General features: G+C 46.4%; 13 protein-coding genes. 1 reads left to right on the top strand and 12 read right to left on the bottom strand.

The features are described 5' to 3' along the window. Nucleotides 1-43: 43 nt before the first annotated feature. From secF to greA, 4 genes are all read right to left on the bottom strand, one after another. The gene (gene secF, locus FS373_RS09040) at nucleotides 44-988 is read right to left on the bottom strand and encodes a protein translocase subunit SecF (protein ID WP_407695634.1); all 945 of its coding nucleotides are present in this window, start codon (nucleotides 986-988) and stop codon (nucleotides 44-46) included. A gap of 2 nt (nucleotides 989-990) precedes the next feature. Then, nucleotides 991-2,805: a protein translocase subunit SecD gene (gene secD, locus FS373_RS09045; RefSeq protein WP_152829288.1), complete on the bottom strand. Its 1,815-nt coding sequence runs from the start codon at nucleotides 2,803-2,805 to the stop codon at nucleotides 991-993. Nucleotides 2,806-2,997: 192 nt separating this feature from the next. Beyond that, on the bottom strand, nucleotides 2,998-3,501 hold the full coding sequence (locus FS373_RS09050) for a hypothetical protein (RefSeq protein ID WP_144045372.1): 504 nt from the start codon (nucleotides 3,499-3,501) through the stop codon (nucleotides 2,998-3,000). 238 nt (nucleotides 3,502-3,739) lie between these two features. Next, nucleotides 3,740-4,216, bottom strand: a complete 477-nt coding sequence (greA, locus tag FS373_RS09055; protein ID WP_144045371.1) for a transcription elongation factor GreA — start codon at nucleotides 4,214-4,216, stop codon at nucleotides 3,740-3,742. A 439-nt stretch (nucleotides 4,217-4,655) separates the two neighbouring features. Between greA and FS373_RS09060 the strand changes: the two genes are divergently transcribed. Continuing rightward, nucleotides 4,656-5,309, top strand: a complete 654-nt coding sequence (locus FS373_RS09060; RefSeq protein ID WP_227992632.1) for a TorF family putative porin — start codon at nucleotides 4,656-4,658, stop codon at nucleotides 5,307-5,309. 99 nt (nucleotides 5,310-5,408) lie between these two features. On the opposite strand, the gene FS373_RS09065 is transcribed toward FS373_RS09060, so the two are convergent. From FS373_RS09065 to dnaK, 8 genes are all read right to left on the bottom strand, one after another. Beyond that, nucleotides 5,409-7,727, bottom strand: a complete 2,319-nt coding sequence (locus FS373_RS09065) for a methyl-accepting chemotaxis protein (protein ID WP_144045369.1) — start codon at nucleotides 7,725-7,727, stop codon at nucleotides 5,409-5,411. A gap of 134 nt (nucleotides 7,728-7,861) precedes the next feature. Then, nucleotides 7,862-11,080, bottom strand: a complete 3,219-nt coding sequence (gene carB / locus FS373_RS09070; protein WP_152829289.1) for a carbamoyl-phosphate synthase large subunit — start codon at nucleotides 11,078-11,080, stop codon at nucleotides 7,862-7,864. A gap of 19 nt (nucleotides 11,081-11,099) precedes the next feature. After that, nucleotides 11,100-12,257, bottom strand: a complete 1,158-nt coding sequence (gene carA / locus FS373_RS09075; RefSeq protein ID WP_144045367.1) for a glutamine-hydrolyzing carbamoyl-phosphate synthase small subunit — start codon at nucleotides 12,255-12,257, stop codon at nucleotides 11,100-11,102. Nucleotides 12,258-12,825: 568 nt separating this feature from the next. Beyond that, a complete protein-coding gene (gene dapB / locus FS373_RS09080) occupies nucleotides 12,826-13,638 on the bottom strand; it encodes a 4-hydroxy-tetrahydrodipicolinate reductase (RefSeq protein WP_144045366.1) in 813 nt (270 codons plus the stop codon). Nucleotides 13,639-13,774: 136 nt separating this feature from the next. Next, entirely contained in the window at nucleotides 13,775-14,392 is a 618-nt protein-coding gene (locus FS373_RS09085) for an FKBP-type peptidyl-prolyl cis-trans isomerase (RefSeq protein WP_152829290.1), read from the bottom strand. A gap of 83 nt (nucleotides 14,393-14,475) precedes the next feature. Beyond that, nucleotides 14,476-15,276: a M48 family metallopeptidase gene (locus FS373_RS09090; RefSeq protein WP_144045364.1), complete on the bottom strand. Its 801-nt coding sequence runs from the start codon at nucleotides 15,274-15,276 to the stop codon at nucleotides 14,476-14,478. A gap of 320 nt (nucleotides 15,277-15,596) precedes the next feature. Continuing rightward, a complete protein-coding gene (dnaJ, locus tag FS373_RS09095) occupies nucleotides 15,597-16,727 on the bottom strand; it encodes a molecular chaperone DnaJ (RefSeq protein WP_144045363.1) in 1,131 nt (376 codons plus the stop codon). A 126-nt stretch (nucleotides 16,728-16,853) separates the two neighbouring features. Then, nucleotides 16,854-18,776: a molecular chaperone DnaK gene (dnaK, locus tag FS373_RS09100; RefSeq protein ID WP_144045362.1), complete on the bottom strand. Its 1,923-nt coding sequence runs from the start codon at nucleotides 18,774-18,776 to the stop codon at nucleotides 16,854-16,856. Between the last annotated feature and the right edge of the window lie 83 nt (nucleotides 18,777-18,859).

An 18,859-nucleotide genomic window follows, 5' to 3' on the forward strand; every position in this document is an offset into this window, starting at 1 on the left:
ATCTTTGGCTCCGTTTTTTTATGCCTGTTCTAAACTAGACTAGCTAAGGCGTATCAGAAACAGGCACGAGACGATAATGCTCCGAGTTGAGCTTAAACACCTCGGGAAAACAGGTTCCCACGGATATCGACGACCAGGTGCCGGTCAGGATACCGATAAACATGGCGATGGAAAAACTTTCCAACGGCCCCCCTCCCATCACCCACAGCGCGATGACCGTCATCAAGGTAGTACCACTGGTCACCATAGTGCGGGAAAATGTCGCCTTCACAGCCCTGTCATTGATCTCGGCTATCGGCAAGCCAGATTCCGTTCGCAATCCCTCTCTGATCCTGTCCGCTATGATTATCGAATCATTGAGTGAATAGCCTAATATTGCCAGTACCGCCGCGAGCACGGTCAGATTAAACTCAGTCTGAGTCAATGAAAAGAATGCCAACACGAAGATCACATCATGAAACAGGGCGAGCAAGGCACCACTGGCCAGACGCCATTCGAATCGATAACTCAGATAAGCCATGATGCACAACATGGCAACCAGCAAGGCCAAACCACCTTGCTCGGCCAACTCCTGGCCAATCTGCGGCCCGACTATGCTGCTGTTGAGCACCTCTACCTCACTACTGAGAGGTTGCAATACCTGCTCTATATCCATTGCATGCTGACTGACATCTTCCTGAGTCGATGGCAGACTATATCTTAGTACCCAACGCCCAGGCTCTCCCGCGGAAATCACACTCACCTCCTGCTCAGACGCTAAACTCAATAAAGCAGAGATATCTTTACTGGTCACCTTGCTATCAAGCTTCACCTCGGTGACGACTCCACCGGTGAAATCCAGGCCCCAATTGAATCCCTTAACCGCAATCACAGAAAGGGACAATATCATTAAGCTAAGTGATATCAGACTACTGAAATAACGTAATTTAGTTAACGTTTTCATCTCTGTAAACTTGGTGTTAACCAGCTTCAAATTAAATAAACTCATGATTACACCCTCACATCACGGTTAAAGTTACGTCCATACGCCCAGTTGATAAGGGCGCGAGAGGCAAAGATGCCGGTAAACATGCTAGTCAGCAGTCCCAGGCCCAGTGTCAGGGCAAAGCCCTGGATCGGACCATTACCGATAGAATAGAGCACAACTGCGGTGATCATGGTGGTGAAATTGGCATCTAAAATGGTACCAAAGGCGCTATCGAAGCCCCTGTCTATAGCGTGGGCGAAATCTCTCCCTAGTTTCAGGTTATCTTTGATCCGCTCGAAGATGAGCACATTGGTATCCACGGCCATGCCAACAGTAAGCACTAAGCCTGCTATGCCAGGCAAGGTCAATACCGCCCCCGGGATCAGGGCCAGTAGCCCAAACAGAATCACCATGTTAGCAATAAGCGCCACATTAGCCACCCAGCCTAAACGTCGATACCAGAAGCCCATAAACACTAAGGTCATCGCCATGCCTAGGGCTAACGCGGCAAAACCATTGACGATATTCTCGGCGCCAAGACTCGGGCCTATGGTTCGCTCTTCGACTATGGTCACCGGCGCTGTCATAGAGCCTGCACGTAATAACAATGCCAGTTGCTGTGCCTCTTGGTAATCTCCGGCTCCGGTAATACTGAAACGATTGCCTAACTGGCTTTGTATCGTGGCAATACTAATCACTCGTGTCTGTTGACTCACCTCGCCTTGAGCATTACGGCTGTATTCACTGTAAGATGTGGCCATGGGATGACCTATGTTGTCTCTGGAAAAAGCCGACATCAATTTACCGCCAGCGCTGTCTAAGCTGATATTCACTTCAGCCCCCCCCATCTCACCAATCCCCGCCCTGGCATCTACAATATGCTCACCTCCCAACACGGGTTTGCGCGATACATACACTGGGGTCTGGGAGTCATCACGCAAGATTTTCGCGTTAACGGAACCCGGCGGTTTAACTTCATAGAAAGCCAGGCTGGCGGTTGCACCTATAACGCTCTTCGCTGCGGCAGGATCTTGAACGCCAGGCAGCTCAATACGTATTCTATGCTCTCCCTGGCGCTGCACTACTGCCTCGGTTATCCCAAGTTGAGATATGCGACTACGCATGGTCTGTAAATTTTGTTTAACGGTGAGATCCCGCAGCAGGTCTTTTTCAGTTTGCTTTAAACTGACCGTCAAGATGCCATCCCCGTCCTGTTTCACTTGCCAGCGAGGATGTTGACTACGGAGAAATTGTCGATATTGGTGACTGGTTTCTGAGTTGGCCAGCACTAAGGTGATAATGTCATCGTCCTCATAACGCACTTGAGTACCCATCAACTTTTGCTCACGGGAAAACTGTTTGATTGAATCGACTAAGCTTTCACCATGAAGTCGATAAACGGGTTCCAGATCCACATCCAAGAGAAACTGCACACCTCCCCTAAGATCTAAGCCCAACTTTATCGGTGCAACTCCCAGACTGAGTAACCAGGATGGCGCCGCCGGAGCGAGTGCCAGAGTGAGATGTTCTGGTTTAGCGACTAACTTAGCCAGCAGTTGCTTCGTTTGCGTTTGTTGAGCCTGCTTAGCAAGTACGATCAATGTTTGGCCATCGGCCTGCTCTATACGCTTGATATCTATCCCAACCAGCTGCAGTTGCTTGTGCAGCTCAATCAAGGAAACAGATAAACCCGCCTTATCACTGACTTCAATAGCCGCATCTTCACCAAACAGAGACGGCAGTGCACTCAATAGCATGACGATAATAGTGACGATTAACACCCCATATTTCCATGGAGAGTTATGGTTGAGTAATTTTTTTCTTGTTTGTCTTTTCATAGCGTAATTTGCCCTGAAGGCACCTTGCTTTCTAACGAGTTTTCCCGCTCTTTCTCCCAAGGTTCGCCATTTATACGAATTGGTATAAATGGCTCAACCAAGTACGCGCAGCCCAAAGGATGGCCAATAGGAAGATGCTTCTTGAGAAAGAGAGATTTAGCTGGCTAAGGTTCGACGCCAGCCGATAACAAGTTAGCTAACGGATTTTTGCTGAGAAAAGCGGTAGAGCAGATTCGATTCCTTCCAACCCGAAAGTCTGGAAGGCTTTTCATTAGCATGGAGGGACCAATCCAGACTCCGGACAAAGTCTATCCGATACCCAATGGAAAAAGAGGGACTTGGAGGGGAAACAAACTCATAGGCCAACAGATAGCTAGGCCTTACTTGATGTAGATCGTGTTGAGAAAAACTTAACAGGCGCATCGAGATAAGAGGAACAAACTCTTGCTCACTTGGATCATGATGCTCGAGTCCTGTGTGAGTGCTAGGTGTATCTTGATGCCCAAAGAGAGTGTTCATCGATACACAAGAGTTAGATTTAAATGCTTCCTGTGACCCTGAGTCCTGACACAAGCTGTGGACGGACTGAATAGGGTTATCCTTTTTCATATATTCAGAAGCATTCGCACTCGTGCCGGAGAGAAATATTCCTCCCAGCAAGATCAGCATTAGCCCTATACGAAAAAGTCCCGACACATTAAGCCCCATGATATTCAATATTTTGATTCTAACCAGAAAAACCGAAAAAACAAATTAACAATTAAACATCTTGCAGGCTTCGATTGACAAATAAGTCGAGTAACCGCTCCGGTATCGCATCAAATAGCGAAAGTTAAGCAACAAAAAAGCCGCTATTAGCGGCTTTTTAACATGGAGTGATTTTACACAGGTGTTTCCCACCATTAGCAATGAATGGGATACATATAAGATCTGCTTAGATATACTCTACGGCGATAATCTCATACTCGGTGATACCACCGGGAGTCTGAATATTCACCTCATCATCTAAGCTTTTGCCCACCAAACCACGTGCAATAGGTGAAGTCACAGAGATTAAATTATCTTTGATGTTCGCCTCATCCTCACCCACGATACGGTAAGTCGCTTCAGCTTCGGTATCGACATTTAAGATAGTAACAGTCGTACCGAAAATAATACGACCGGTATTTTCCATCTTAGTCACGTCTATGATCTGCACATTCGAAAGCTTACCTTCGATATCACGAATTCGCGCCTCACAAATACCCTGCTCTTCGCGCGCAGCATGATACTCGGCATTCTCTTTAAGATCGCCAAGCTCTCTGGCTGTGCCTATCGCCTGAGTAATACTGGGACGCTGCTCGAATTTCAGATGTGTTAACTCTTTTCGCAGTTGCTCGGCACCGACAACTGTCATAGGAACCTTATTCATAATCCTCTTTCGTCTCCTTAAAACAAAAGCAGTCTCTATCGGCACATGCTGGGCCAATAAAGTAAAGTATCTCGAGAATAACCTCATTCTATACGTTCATCACCTCAGATGCTATCCCACTTTTCCACATAACTATTTGTCTCAGTCAAAGTCTTAAGTGTGCCGAGGCACAGTCAAGCCAGTATAAATAACATTTAAGCGTCCTAAGTCTCTTAAAATAAAAGAGTTAACTGAACCGAAGGAATTATCACCATCTTGGTGCAATTATAATACTCGTTAATTAGCAATAAGTTAAAACTGCACTACACTTCAATTGATCTATCCAGCTTGTACCTAGAGTCCAAGGATAATCAACTCACTTTATCACCCCATTTAAATCGATGAAGTAGGGTTAAGCTTATAAACAAAAATAAGCAATAATGATAAATAGGGAATGAATATGAAACATCACATTGGATATGCAGTCGCATTGTGCTGCACTCTCACATTAGCCCCACCAACATTAGCCACAGAAGGCTTATCGGCCAACATAAGTGTCACTAATAATTACATCTGGCGTGGTGTAACTCAGACCGATGATAAGCCCGCGGTATCTGGCGGAATAGATTACGCTATGGAGTCTGGCATCTATATAGGCACCTGGGCATCTAACGTCGATTTTGGTGATGATGCCACCACAGAACTCGATCTCTATCTAGGCTTTGGCAATGATTTTGGTGAATTGAGCTATGATTTTGGTTATGTCTACTACGGTTATCCCGACGGCGATGACCTCAACTTCGGTGAGGTTTATGGCTCAATCGGCTGGAGTGTACTCTCAATAGGCATTTCTACCACGGCACATTCTGACTGGTCATCTGACTTTGGTGACGATATCTATTTTGAAGCCAATGTGGCATTTGAAATATTAGGCGATGCCGAACTCGGGCTACACTTCGGTAGTTACGATTTCGATGATGGCCTCGATTATCAGGACTATAACGTCAGCATCAGCAAGAGTGGTTTTAGCTTCTTAGTCAGTCAAGTAAGTGAAGATGAAATAGATGACGATTATAAGGTCGTGGTTTCTTATACCTATGATATCGATCTCTAATCCATATAAATAAACAAAAAAGAGGCCTGAACAGGCCTCTTTTTTAATGCAACACTTTCGGATTAAACGGAGTGTTAATCTCAACAGCTCCTAACCAATCTAAAGCTTAAATTCACGCATTTTTTCTTCCAGGTTAGTCACTAGTTCACTCAAGTTTTCGAGATCTCCCTTACTGAGCTCCGCCTTAGTGGAGATCCTCTGTGAGGTATCGGCTATCTCTGTAATATTTTGATTAATTTCGCCAACCACAGCACTTTGCTGCTCCGAGGCCGTCGCTATCTGCATATTCATATCACTGAGCTGAGACACAAGCACTACCACCTCGGCCAATATCTTTCTGTTTTCTTCACAGGTACCTATACTGGCATTGGCCATCTCATTAGACGAGGTCACCATCTTGACGGTTATCTCAGTCTCATGTTGCAAAGAGTTGATTTTTTCCCGAATATCTTCGGTAGATTTCTGAGTACGTGATGCTAATGTCCTCACTTCATCGGCGACAACCGCAAAACCTCTTCCCTGCTCTCCCGCCCTTGCCGCTTCGATAGCTGCATTGAGCGCCAACAAATTAGTCTGCTCCGCTATGGCCTGAATGACATCGAGCACAGAACCAATTGATTCACTCTCCTGAGCCAGTTTTTCGATGGACTGAGACGCCGAAGCCATTTGTGCGTTTAACTCCTCCATATCATGTTCCAAACGCTCGGCCCCTTGAGTACTCTCCAAACACTTATCATTGGTTTCACGTACCGAATCGGCGGCGCCAGCTGCATTGCGTGCCACCTCCTGGATTGTCGCTAGCAACTGGTTCGTTGCCACCGCCACACTGTCTGCACTGTCTGATTGCAGCATGGTTTGATCGGTCGTTTCCTGGATTTCCTCCATCATCTTACTCGTCGATTGCAACAGAGTCGCGGCCAACTCCTCGACACTATTGAGAATACTCTGTAATTCCTGAAGCAGCTGATTGAATGAGCTCGCTAGAGAAAACAGCTCGTCTTTACCTTGATAATCGATCCTGGTGGTCAGGTCTTTATTCTGAGTGACTCGATTGACCTGAGCAATAAAATCATTGATTGGATTAGATATTCCCCGACCGACCATGAAACCTGCGAGTAGAGTAATAGGAATTAAGATCAACATAATGACACTGATAGTCAACCAGATAGCTGAAAGCATGTCTTCTTTATCCTGCATCGCCTCGGCAACATCGATCTCACTCAAAATGGCCCATTTAACCCCGGCTATCTGCAGTGGAGCGAATGCAGACAACACTTCAACATTACGATAGTCCATGACAGTTTTAATGCCAGACTGGCCAGATAATGCGAGTCTAGCCCCCTCGCTATCAACCTTTTGATAACCTATGGCTGAGCCACTTGCCTCAATCTTGTCGACTGTATTAGCGTCCATGCCCGACTCTCTGAGCGCCTTAATATAGCCTGTTTTATCATCATGCAAGAAACGGCTCTGACTACGAAGCAAGTTATCATCCCCCACTAAATAGGTTTCACCTGAGCTTCCCAGACCGACCTTGTCCCACTCCTGCTCATAGGTCATCAAACTATTAATCTCATCGATTGGCATCTGAAAAATCAATACACCCAGTTTCTCTCCTTCAGCGGAAAATACCGGTGAGGAGATAAATGCTGCGGCTGCCTCATAGGAGGGGAAATAGGGTTTAAAGTCGATGAGAAAGGTTTCATTTTTATTTCTGGTGTTATTGGCTGCCCTAAAAGCTTGAGCGAGGCCCGTGTCCCTGTAGGGACCATCCATCAAGGAGGTGGCGTAATCCAGCTCCTTAAATACAGAATAGATCACATACCCGGTATCCGGTTCGACCAAAAAGATATCGTAGAAACCGAATGCTTCCAGATATTGATTAAAATGAGGGTGATACTTCTTGTGAGTCTTGCTGTAGTCGGTGCCGTCATTAGCAAACTCTAAAGAATTTTTACTGCCCAATGGATTAGCGTTACCACTGATATAGGCATGCTGAATCGCTTTAGTATTGCTATTTAACATCGAGAGTTTACTCGCCGCACTGCCTACTGCCGACGGATTCTGACTGCGGTATACTTTATCGAATTGATCTGTGTAATACCGCTTCAAAGCTGAGTCATCTCTCATGCTGGTCTGCTGAGCATACTTGAAAAACTCTTGAGGAAGATGATGCATCACGTCGATCACCATCTCATCGTTAGACAGGGTGATCATCTCTTTCTCAATCGTTGAGAAATATCTTTCTACCTGAGATTTTTGAATTTCTCGTATGGCAACAAGCTGCTCAAACGCCCGTTTCTCTAAGGCAACTGATGCGATAGATGAAGACTTCCAACCAACCAGCGACCCTGCTGTAAAAATTCCAATCCCGGATAACAACACCGACGCCAACACGATTTTGCTGGAAATTTTCATGAGCCGCTTACCACCTAAACATGACTAGTCTTTAAAGTTTAGTAGAAATGCGCGAACTCGCTGAAAAGGGGATATTTTAGATCCTGAAACAATAAAAAGGCCGCGAATGCGGCCTTTTTATTAAGTAACGCGTCTTACTTGATGCGTTTATGCAACTCTTGTATCGAAGTCACTGTGTTTCTGTCATCGGCGGCATGTGCCATACACGTGGCAAATGCGGCATTCAAGGTCGTGGTGTAATCCACCTTGTATCGTAATGCACCGCGTCGAAGCTGGCGAGAATCTTCAATCGCCTGACGACCTTCGGTGGTGTTAACAATATAGGTGTATTCGCCATTCTTGATACGGTCAAGAATGTGCGGACGCCCTTCATGTACCTTGTTGACCAGACGTGGATTGATCCCCGCCTCGCCTAAGATTATTGCAGTACCATGAGTTGCATCGATTTCATATCCGAGAGCAATCAGGTTCGAAGCCAAGTCAGCTACCCTTTGCTTATCGCTGTCACGAACCGATAGCAAGGCACGACCGGACTTAGGCACGGAGGCGGTGGCACCCAGTTGCGCCTTGGCATACGCTTCGGCGAAAGTATCACCTACGCCCATGACCTCACCGGTAGATCGCATCTCAGGGCCAAGCATAGGATCGACACCCGGGAACTTGTTAAACGGCAAAACAACTTCTTTCACCGAGAAGAAAGGTGGAATCACTTCCTTGGTAAAGTTTTGCGACTTAAGGCTTTGACCCGCCATCACACGAGCGGCTATCTTAGCTAAAGGTACGCCAGTCGCCTTAGAAACGAATGGTACAGTACGTGCGGCGCGAGGGTTAACTTCGATCATATAGATCTCATCATCTTTCACGGCAAACTGCACATTCATCAAGCCAATAACCCCAAGTTCTATGGCCAGCTTACCCACCTGCTCACGCATGCGGTTCTGCACATCTTCACTTAAGCTATAAGGAGGCAATGAACAACCTGAATCCCCTGAATGTACCCCAGCTTGCTCGATATGTTCCATGATAGAGCCAATAACCACAGTCTCACCATCACAGATGGCATCGATATCTATTTCGATAGCATTATCTAAGAAACGGTCAAGTAATACAGGGGAGGAGTTTGATACGCTCACGGCTTCATTGAAGTAGCGACGTAAATCTTGCTCATCGTAGACTATCTCCATCGCACGACCACCGAGTACGTATGATGGACGAACGACTAGCGGATAACCGATACGCTCGGCCGAGATAATGGCACTTTCGACTGTAGTCACGGTATCATTTTCTGGCTGTTTCATCTCCAGACGATGAATCGCCTGCTGGAAACGCTCTCTGTCTTCGGCGCGGTCGATGGCATCAGGACTAGTACCGATTATAGGTACACCGGCAGCTTCGAGTTCACGGGCTAACTTAAGCGGTGTTTGACCACCATATTGCACAATAACGCCCTTAGGCTTCTCGATACGAACAATCTCGAGCACATCTTCCAGAGTCACAGATTCAAAATAGAGTCTGTCGGACGTGTCGTAATCGGTTGATACGGTTTCAGGGTTACAGTTGACCATGATGGTCTCATAACCGTCTTCACGCAATGCGAGAGCCGCATGGACACAGCAATAATCGAACTCGATACCCTGGCCAATTCTGTTTGGTCCGCCGCCTAAGATCATGATCTTGTCACGATTAGATGGGTTCGCCTCACACTCTTCTTCATAAGTAGAGTACATATAGGCGGTATCGGTTGAGAACTCGGCGGCGCAAGTATCGACGCGCTTATACACAGGATGAATCGCATGTTTATGACGTAACTTGCGAACTTCAGCCTCATTGACACCGAGCAGGTCCGACAAACGTAAATCGGAGAAGCCTTTACGCTTAAGTTGGCGCAAGAAGACCTCATTCAAACCCGACATGCCAGCGTCTTTAACCTGAGTTTCAAAATTAAGCAAATCTTGTATCTGTACCAGGAACCAAGGGTCGACATTAGTCAGCTCGAAGATATCATCGAGAGAAAGACCGGCGCGGAAGGCATCGGCAATATACCAAATTCTGTCTGCACCAGGTTCTGTAAGCTCGTGGCGAATTCTTTTCATCGCATCGGCACTTTCGATATCAATAATTGGATCTAGGCCATTCTTACCGACTTCGAGTCCACGCAATGCTTTTTGCAGTGATTCCTGGAACGTACGGCCAATGGACATCACTTCACCAACCGACTTCATCTGAGTGGTTAGACGGTCATTTGCACCGGCAAACTTTTCGAAGTTGAAACGTGGCATCTTGGTAACCACATAATCGATAGCTGGCTCGAATGAAGCAGGGGTAGCACCGCCTGTGATATCATTCTTAAGCTCATCTAGAGTGTAACCAACTGCCAGCTTGGCCGCGATTTTAGCAATCGGGAAGCCCGTCGCCTTAGACGCTAATGCTGAAGAGCGAGATACTCTTGGGTTCATCTCGATGATAACCATACGGCCATCTTTCGGATTGATGCCGAACTGTACGTTAGAACCGCCCGTCTCCACACCGATCTCACGCAGAACCGCAATAGAAGCGTTACGCATCAACTGATATTCTTTATCCGTCAATGTCTGAGCTGGAGCCACAGTGATCGAGTCGCCGGTGTGCACGCCCATGGCATCGAAGTTCTCGATAGAGCAGACTATGATGCAGTTATCATTCTTGTCACGCACCACTTCCATCTCGTACTCTTTCCAACCGATAAGCGACTCATCGATTAGCAGCTCGCTAGTTGGCGACAGGTCCAGTCCTTGAGTACAGATCTCTTCGAATTCTTCTATGTTATAAGCAATACCGCCGCCGCTGCCACCCATGGTGAAAGACGGGCGAATAATACACGGGAAACCCAAAGTTTCCTGCACCGCGAATGCCTCTGCCATCGTATGGGCAAAACCCGCACGTGGACACTCGAGGCCAATGGCTTTCATCGCCTTATCGAAACGGCCACGGTCTTCGGCTTTGTCTATGGCGTCGGCTGTCGCGCCAATCATCTCGACATTAAACTCTTTCAGCACGCCCTTGCTTTCCAGCTCCAGCGCACAGTTAAGCGCCGTCTGGCCGCCCATGGTAGGCAGAATCGCATCGGGACGCTCTTTGGCAATAATATTACGCACAACTTCCCAATGAATTGGTTCGATATACGTCGCATCGGCCATCTCAGGATCTGTCATGATAGTGGCTGGGTTAGAGTTAACCAGAATAACTCGATAACCCTCTTCACGTAGCGCTTTACACGCCTGGGCACCGGAGTAATCAAACTCACATGCCTGACCGATAACAATCGGGCCTGCACCCAGGATAAGAATACTTTTAATATCTGTACGTTTTGGCATTGCTTAAACCTTCTCCTGATTACTTGGCGTTTTGACGATATAGCTCGATAAGTTCAATAAAGTGATTGAACAAAGGCGCTGCATCATGTGGACCCGGACTCGCTTCAGGGTGTCCCTGGAAGCTAAATGCAGGCTTATCTGTCAAATGTATACCTTGCAATGAACCATCAAACAATGACTTATGAGTCACCTTGATGTTGGCTGGCAGGCTAGTTTCATCAGCAGCAAAACCGTGGTTTTGGCTAGTGATCATCACATTACCTTTCTCAAGGTCGCTCACAGGATGGTTGGCACCATGATGACCAAACTTCATTTTAAGGGTTTTAGCGCCAGAGGCGAGAGCCAACAGCTGATGACCGAGACAAATACCAAACACAGGAATCTCTGTCTTGAGGATCTCCTGAATCGCCTTGATAGCATAATCACATGGCTCTGGGTCACCAGGGCCATTCGAGAGGAATATCCCATCAGGCTTCATCGCCAGCACTTCAGATGCTGGTGTCTGGGCCGGAACCACAGTGACATCACAACCACGATCTACCAGCATACGTAAGATATTACGCTTCACACCGTAGTCGTAAGCAACGATCTTGTATTTAAGCTCTGATTCAGGCTTATCTTCGGGTAAACCACCGACTAAACGCCAGCTACCGCTACGCCATTGATAGGCTTTTTCTGTTGTGACTTCTTTGGCTAAATCCATGCCTTTTAAACCAGGGAACGCTTTCGCTTCGGCTAGTGCCTTAGCTATGTCATCCTCACCGACTAAGATACAGCCCGCTTGCGCACCTTTCTCTCGTAAAATACGAGTCAACTTTCGAGTATCAATATCTGCGATGCCAACAATATTGTTAGCTTTCAGATATTCACTCAAGCATTGCTGATTACGAAAGTTACTGGCGAGAAGAGGAAGATCTCTGATGATCAGACCACAAGCATGGACTGCATCGGATTCTGTATCTTCATCATTGGTTCCAGTGTTACCAATATGAGGATAAGTTAGAGTTACGATCTGGCGAGAATAAGAGGGATCTGTCAGGATCTCCTGGTATCCTGTCATTGAAGTGTTAAAAACAACTTCACCAACAGCATGTCCATCGGCACCAATTGCTGTGCCAGAGAATACAGTTCCATCTTCGAGTACGAGTAAGGCAGACTTTGTCAACGCGACCTCCATAAAGAGCCAAGCCACTAAAATATAATGTTTTTTATTGCTTTAATAATACCAATATTCACATAAATACGAAATTTTGGCAAATTCGGACAACTATATACGTGTTTATTTAGCTTGTCTACAAATTAAAAATTTAAATTATCAACTTATTTTGATAAAACATAACTCCCCTCCTACACCACCTTGGCGTTCGGGGATAACTCTTCCAAAAACAGTTCCGTGTATAAACCCCCTCCTACACCATCCATGGTGTCCGGGGATAAATACTTACAAAAACAGTTCCGTGTATAAACCCCCTCCTACATCATCCATGGTGTCCGGGGATAAATACTTACAAAAACAGTTCCGTGTATAAACCCCCTCCTACACCATCCATGGTGTCCGGGGATAAATACTTACAAAAACAGTTCCGTGTATAAACCCCCTCCTACACCATCCATGGTGTCCGGGGATAAATACTTACAAAAACAGTTCCGTGTATAAACCCCCTCCTACACCATCCATGGTGTCCGGGGATAAATACTTCCGTGTATAAAAAAACCGCCTGATTGGCGGTTTTAAAAAATAGTAATTATTTGAGACCCAATACCTGCTGCATATCGTAGAGCCCGACATCTTGATTGACTAACCAGACCGATGCTCTCATGGCACCATTAGCGAAAGTCATACGACTCGATGCCTTATGAGTGATCTCCAACCGCTCACCAATATCGGCAAACATGGCGGTATGCTCACCAACAAGATCCCCTGCACGTATGGTAGAGAAACCTATCGTTTCGCGGTCACGCTCTCCGGTCATCCCTTCACGGCCGTAAACGGCACATTTGTTAAGATCACGACCCAAAGTTTTGGCGATCACTTCGCCCATCTTGAGTGCCGTGCCAGAAGGCGCATCTTTCTTATACCTGTGATGACCCTCGATGATCTCTATATCCGTGTAATCACCCATGACTTCTGCCGCTAACTCGAGCAGTTTCCACATAAGGTTAACCCCGACAGCCATATTAGGCGCCATCACAACAGGTATCTTATCTGCATAAGCAGAGATCTTTGATTTTTGAGCATCGGTGAAGCCAGTAGTGCCTATAACAATAGCCTTACCATGTCTGGCACACCAATCGGCATGAATTACACTCGCTTCAGGGGAGGTAAAATCGATGAGCACATCGAAATCATCGACAGCTTTATCGAGCGAATCAGTAATAGGTACGTTCATCGACCCCACACCAGCAAGCTCACCAGCATCAACCCCTATCAGAGTCGAGCCAGCTCTTTCAATCGCAGCACCTAGATAGATAGCAGGCTGAATTCGTGCAGCTTCAATAAGAGTACGTCCCATACGACCACTGCCGCCTGTAATAGCCACTCTTACTTGTTCTGTCATCGTATTACTTCCTTAATGCTATCTAGCTAAATTATATAACGGGCAGTTCAACTCTTTATAGTCATAAAAGAGGAACTGTTAATTCTGATTCTAAAAAAATGCCTAAGCGTTAGCTTAGGCATTTAATGATATTGAATTAAAGAATGTCGAGCAATTCGACTTCAAATACCAATGCGGAGTATGGCGGGATAGAAGCACCGGCACCACGTTCACCGTATGCCAAGTGATGAGGAACATAAAGCCTCCACTTAGCACCCACTGGCATAAGTTGTAGCGCCTCGGTCCAACCGGCAATCACACCTGACACAGGGAACTCGGCAGGTTGATCACGAGCGACTGAGCTATCGAATACATCACCATTGATGAAAGTACCGTGATAGTGAGTACGGACCATAGCGTCAAGACTTGGCTTGTCACCCTCGCCTTCATTGAGGATCTCATACTGAAGACCAGACTCAAGCGTCACGATTCCATCACGCTTAGCGTTCTCACCTAGGAAAGTTTCGCCTTCAGCAGATGCCGCTTCAGCAGCTGCTTCCTGAACTTTCTGAATACGCTGACTGATCTCAGTAAACGCAATTTGAAGGTCTTCCATAGCAACTTGGCTCTCTTTACCTTCAAACGCATCGGCAAGGCCTAGCTGAACAGCTGAGATATCGATACCTTCGAATGAGTTAGCAGCCAATTGCTCGCCAAGTTGACGACCTACGCCATAACTTGCTTGCGCTTCAATACTAGTGAACTTGTCAGACATAATGATTCTACTCCCAGTTATTCAATTAATTTTCGCGCGCTAGTTTACCATATTTAAAAAAAGTGTTCTTTATAAGCTCAAGTTTATTTCGCAATCTGACAGCGATTCTTTACTTTATTTTTGCTCGCAAGATAAAGAGGCATAACTTGCGCCTGCATTTGGCTTAGATCATCAATTCTATGGCCGTGAGATGGATGGGTAGACAGTAACTCGGGACCTTGCTCCCCTCCGACTTTGGCCATGTTCTGCCAAAGCAGCATACTTTGACTCGGATCAAACCCCGCTCGAGCCATCAACTCCACTCCCATGATATCGGCCTCATTCTCCTGCTCACGACCATAGGGCAATATAAAGCCAACCTGAGTACCTAAACCAAGCGCCGCCATATACAGGTCTTTATTACTGACCCCTCCAGCCCCTAGCGCCGCATCAGCCAATTGCATACCCAGCCCGGTCATTTGTACACGAGACACCTGTTCATTACTGTGATGAGCCAATACATGAGCCACCTCATGTCCGATAACGGTGGCCAATTGGTCTTCATTTTCGGCAACTTTTAACAAACCGGTATAGACACCGATATGACCACCAGGCAGAGCAAACGCGTTAACTTGCTCGGACTCGAACACCACTACATCCCATTTAAGCGACTTATCGGGTAAGACCTGGGTCACTCGATTAGCGACGCAGTCTACATAAGTCACCAACTTGCTATCTTTACTCATCTTCTCTTGTTTTTTAATCTGCTCGAATGAAGCATCTCCCATCTGGTTAATTTCCTGAGATGAAAACAGCAAGGTCTGCCCACGTCCAGTAGGTGATTGATGAGTGGCACAGCCAGATAAGATCAAGGCAGAGAGGAGTAATGCAGGTATAGATTTCATCAGGAGATGGTCCTTTGTAATACAAGTCCTAGGAGCTAGAGTTTATCAAATTTCAGCAACATTATTATCATGAACGAAACACTTTATTGTTACCCTCGGATTTATTTGAATGAGGGAGTTAGGAGGAGATACGAGCCCACGGATGGCTAAAGGTAGAATAATGCAGGAGCAATTATCGAGAGTAACGTATGGAGCTGTTACCGAGGGAGCATTTCAGGAGCCCTGCGCCCGAGGATAACTCTTGTTAAAGAAGGGCCATGTACAAAAAAACCTCGCGAAGCGAGGCTCTATAAACTTAATTTCTGCTGTTTGAAATGAAGTTAGGTATTCAAATCCTGGAAGAACTTCTTCACGCCATCGAAGAAACCTTCGGCTTTCGGACTGTGCTTCTTGGAAGCATCCGAGAGTGTCTCATCGAATTCGCGTAACAGCTCTTTCTGACGTTCGTTAAGTTTGACCGGAGTTTCCATGACAACCTTACACAACAAGTCACCCACGGCATGGCTGCGCACAGACTTAACACCCTTACCACGCATGCGGAACATACGACCGGTTTGCGTCTCTGCAGGTATCTTAAGGTTCACCTTACCATCGAGTGTAGGCACTTCAATCCCACCACCAAGTGCGGCTTTACCGAATGAAATCGGTACTTCGCAATAGAGGTTATTACCGTCACGAACGAAGATTGAGTGCTCGCGTACGCTCACCTGCACGTAAAGGTCTCCTGGAGGAGCACCATACTCACCCGCTTCACCTTCGCCAGACAAACGAATACGATCGCCATTATCGACACCGGCTGGTATCTTAACTGATAAAGTCTTGCTCTTCTCGACACGGCCTTCACCATGACACTTGTTACAAGGATCTTTAATGATCTTGCCGCGTCCATGACAGGTAGGACAGGCTTGCTGCACCGCGAAGAAACCTTGACGCATCTGCACTTGGCCTTGACCATGACAGGTACCACAGGTTGTTGGTGAGGTGCCCTTCTTAGCACCACTGCCATCACAGCTATCACAGGTAGTCAACTTTGGTATGCGTAGCTCTTTAGTCAGACCTTTAACAGCTTCTTCCAAAGACAGCTCAAGGTTGTAACGCAGATCACTACCACGAGCAGCCTGACGTTGGCCACCACGACGGCCACCACCGAAGATATCACCAAACACATCACCGAAAACATCACCAAAATCGGCATTGCCACCGAAACCACCACCGCCACGATTAGGATCGACGCCAGCATGACCAAATTGATCATAGGCCGCCTTCTTATCGCTATCGGTAAGGATTTCGTAAGCTTCCTTTATCTCTTTGAAATTGGCTTCTGCAGTCTTATCGCCTGGGTTGCGATCCGGGTGAAACTTCATGGCTAAACGCTTATAAGCCTTTTTAATTTCACGTTCACTGGATTCACGACCGACACTTAATACTTCGTAATAATCTCGCTTTGACATATTCTCACGCTTTCTTTGCTGATGTGGTAGCTGTTCTAGTCGCTAATTTTGTAGCTAAAAACACAACTACGGGCATTAGAGTTTCCCCTAACGCCCGTATTCAAATAACTCAGGAGTTAGCCTTTATTACTTCTTGTCTTCTTTCACTTCTTCAAACTCTGCATCAACAACATCTTCGTCTGGCTTAGCCGCTTGTGCTTCGCCTTCAGGTGCTTGCTGTCCCTGCTCAGCTTGGGCCTTAGCCTGGGCAATTTCCATCAACTTAGAAGATGCTTCCATCAGCTCTTGAGTTGACTTATCGATAGCCTCTTTGTCCTTACCTTGAACCGCTGTTTCAACAGCAGTCATAGCAGTTTCAATTTTCTCTTTCTCGTCACTTGGCAATGCTTCACCAGCTTCTTCAATCTGCTTCTTGGTTGCGTGAACCATGCCATCGGCCTGGTTACGAGCCGTGACCAACTCTTCGAACTTAGCATCTTCATCGGCATGGGCTTCGGCATCACGTACCATAGCTTCTACTTCTTCATCACTCAGACCAGAAGAAGCTTTAATGGTGATTTTCTGCTCTTTACCTGTCTTCTTATCGGTAGCTGATACATGCAAGATACCATCGGCATCGATGTCGAATGCCACTTCAATCTGTGGAGCACCACGAGGAGCAGCCTCGATACCTTCCAGGTTAAATTGACCCAGAGACTTGTTACCACTCGATTGCTTACGCTCACCCTGGAGTACGTGAATAGTCACTGCACTCTGGTTATCGTCTGCAGTAGAGAAGGTTTGGCTAGCCTTAGTCGGGATAGTGGTGTTCTTCTCGATAAGCTTAGTCATCACGCTACCCATGGTCTCAATACCCAGAGACAGAGGTGTAACGTCGAGTAGCAATACATCTTTCACTTCACCAGAAAGTACACCAGCCTGAACTGCTGCGCCTATGGCAACCGCTTCGTCCGGGTTAACGTCTTGACGAAGTTCTTTACCGAAAAACTCAGAAACCTCGGCGCGAACCTTAGGCATACGAGTCTGACCACCAACCAGAATCACTTCGTTGATATCTGACACTGAAAGGTCTGCATCGGCTAAAGCAATTTTTAATGGCTCTAATGTACGAGTGATCAGGTCTTCAACCAGAGACTCAAGCTTAGCACGAGTGATCTTAACCACTAAGTGCTTAGGACCTGATGCATCGGCTGTGATGTAAGGCAGGTTAACTTCAGTCTGTGATGCACTTGAAAGTTCAATTTTGGCTTTCTCTGCCGCTTCTTTAAGACGCTGCATAGCCAGTGGATCGTTACGTAGATCCAGACCTTGGTCTTTCTTGAACTCATCGGCAAGATACTTAATCAAACGGTTATCGAAATCTTCACCACCTAAATGAGTGTCACCGTTAGTCGCTAGTACTTCGAAGGTTTGCTCACCATCGACACTATCAATTTCGATGATAGATATATCGAAAGTACCGCCACCTAAGTCGTATACGGCTACTATGTTATCGCCTTGCTTCTTATCGATACCATAAGCCAGTGCAGCAGCAGTTGGCTCGTTGATGATACGCTTAACTTCAAGACCAGCGATACGACCAGCATCTTTAGTTGCTTGACGCTGTGAATCGTTGAAGTATGCAGGTACGGTAATAACCGCTTCTGTTACTTCTTCACCTAAGAAATCTTCGGCAGTCTTCTTCATTTTCTTCAAGGTTTCGGCAGAAACCTGAGGAGGAGCCATCTTCTTACCATGAGCTTCAACCCATGCATCACCATTATCTGCAGCGATGATATTGAACGGCATGATGTCAACATCACGCTGAACTTCGTCATCTTTAAAACGACGACCGATAAGACGCTTAATGGCGTAAAAAGTATTAGTCGGGTTTGTCACTGCTTGGCGCTTTGCAGGTTGACCAACCAAAATCTCATCGCCAGTGTAGGCGATAATAGAAGGTGTAGTACGATCGCCTTCGGCATTCTCGAGTACACGTGGTGTGTCGCCGTCTAATACTGCTACGCAAGAGTTTGTTGTGCCTAAATCGATACCAATAATTCTACCCATGGGGTGCTCCTGAAATCTTTTCTTAAGTAATGCTAAATTTGTTATCTGATGGAGATATGGGGTTAGTAAAGACGATTTCAAGC

This window comes from Shewanella sp. YLB-07 (assembly GCF_009377275.1).

Bases quoted from the DNA above. Each gene is read 5' to 3' on its own strand.
- greA (WP_144045371.1), bottom strand. From the start codon at position 4,216: ATGAATAAGGTTCCTATGACAGTTGTCGGTGCCGAGCAACTGCGAAAA.
- carB (WP_152829289.1), bottom strand. From the start codon at position 11,080: ATGCCAAAACGTACAGATATTAAAAGTATTCTTATCCTGGGTGCAGGC.
- FS373_RS09085 (WP_152829290.1), bottom strand. From the start codon at position 14,392: ATGTCTGACAAGTTCACTAGTATTGAAGCGCAAGCAAGTTATGGCGTA.
- FS373_RS09090 (WP_144045364.1), bottom strand. From the start codon at position 15,276: ATGAAATCTATACCTGCATTACTCCTCTCTGCCTTGATCTTATCTGGC.
- FS373_RS09060 (WP_227992632.1), top strand. From the start codon at position 4,656: ATGAAACATCACATTGGATATGCAGTCGCATTGTGCTGCACTCTCACA.
- secD (WP_152829288.1), bottom strand. From the start codon at position 2,805: ATGAAAAGACAAACAAGAAAAAAATTACTCAACCATAACTCTCCATGG.
- dnaJ (WP_144045363.1), bottom strand. From the start codon at position 16,727: ATGTCAAAGCGAGATTATTACGAAGTATTAAGTGTCGGTCGTGAATCC.
- carA (WP_144045367.1), bottom strand. From the start codon at position 12,257: ATGGAGGTCGCGTTGACAAAGTCTGCCTTACTCGTACTCGAAGATGGA.
- dapB (WP_144045366.1), bottom strand. From the start codon at position 13,638: ATGACAGAACAAGTAAGAGTGGCTATTACAGGCGGCAGTGGTCGTATG.
- FS373_RS09065 (WP_144045369.1), bottom strand. From the start codon at position 7,727: ATGAAAATTTCCAGCAAAATCGTGTTGGCGTCGGTGTTGTTATCCGGG.
- secF (WP_407695634.1), bottom strand. From the start codon at position 988: ATGAGTTTATTTAATTTGAAGCTGGTTAACACCAAGTTTACAGAGATG.
- dnaK (WP_144045362.1), bottom strand. From the start codon at position 18,776: ATGGGTAGAATTATTGGTATCGATTTAGGCACAACAAACTCTTGCGTA.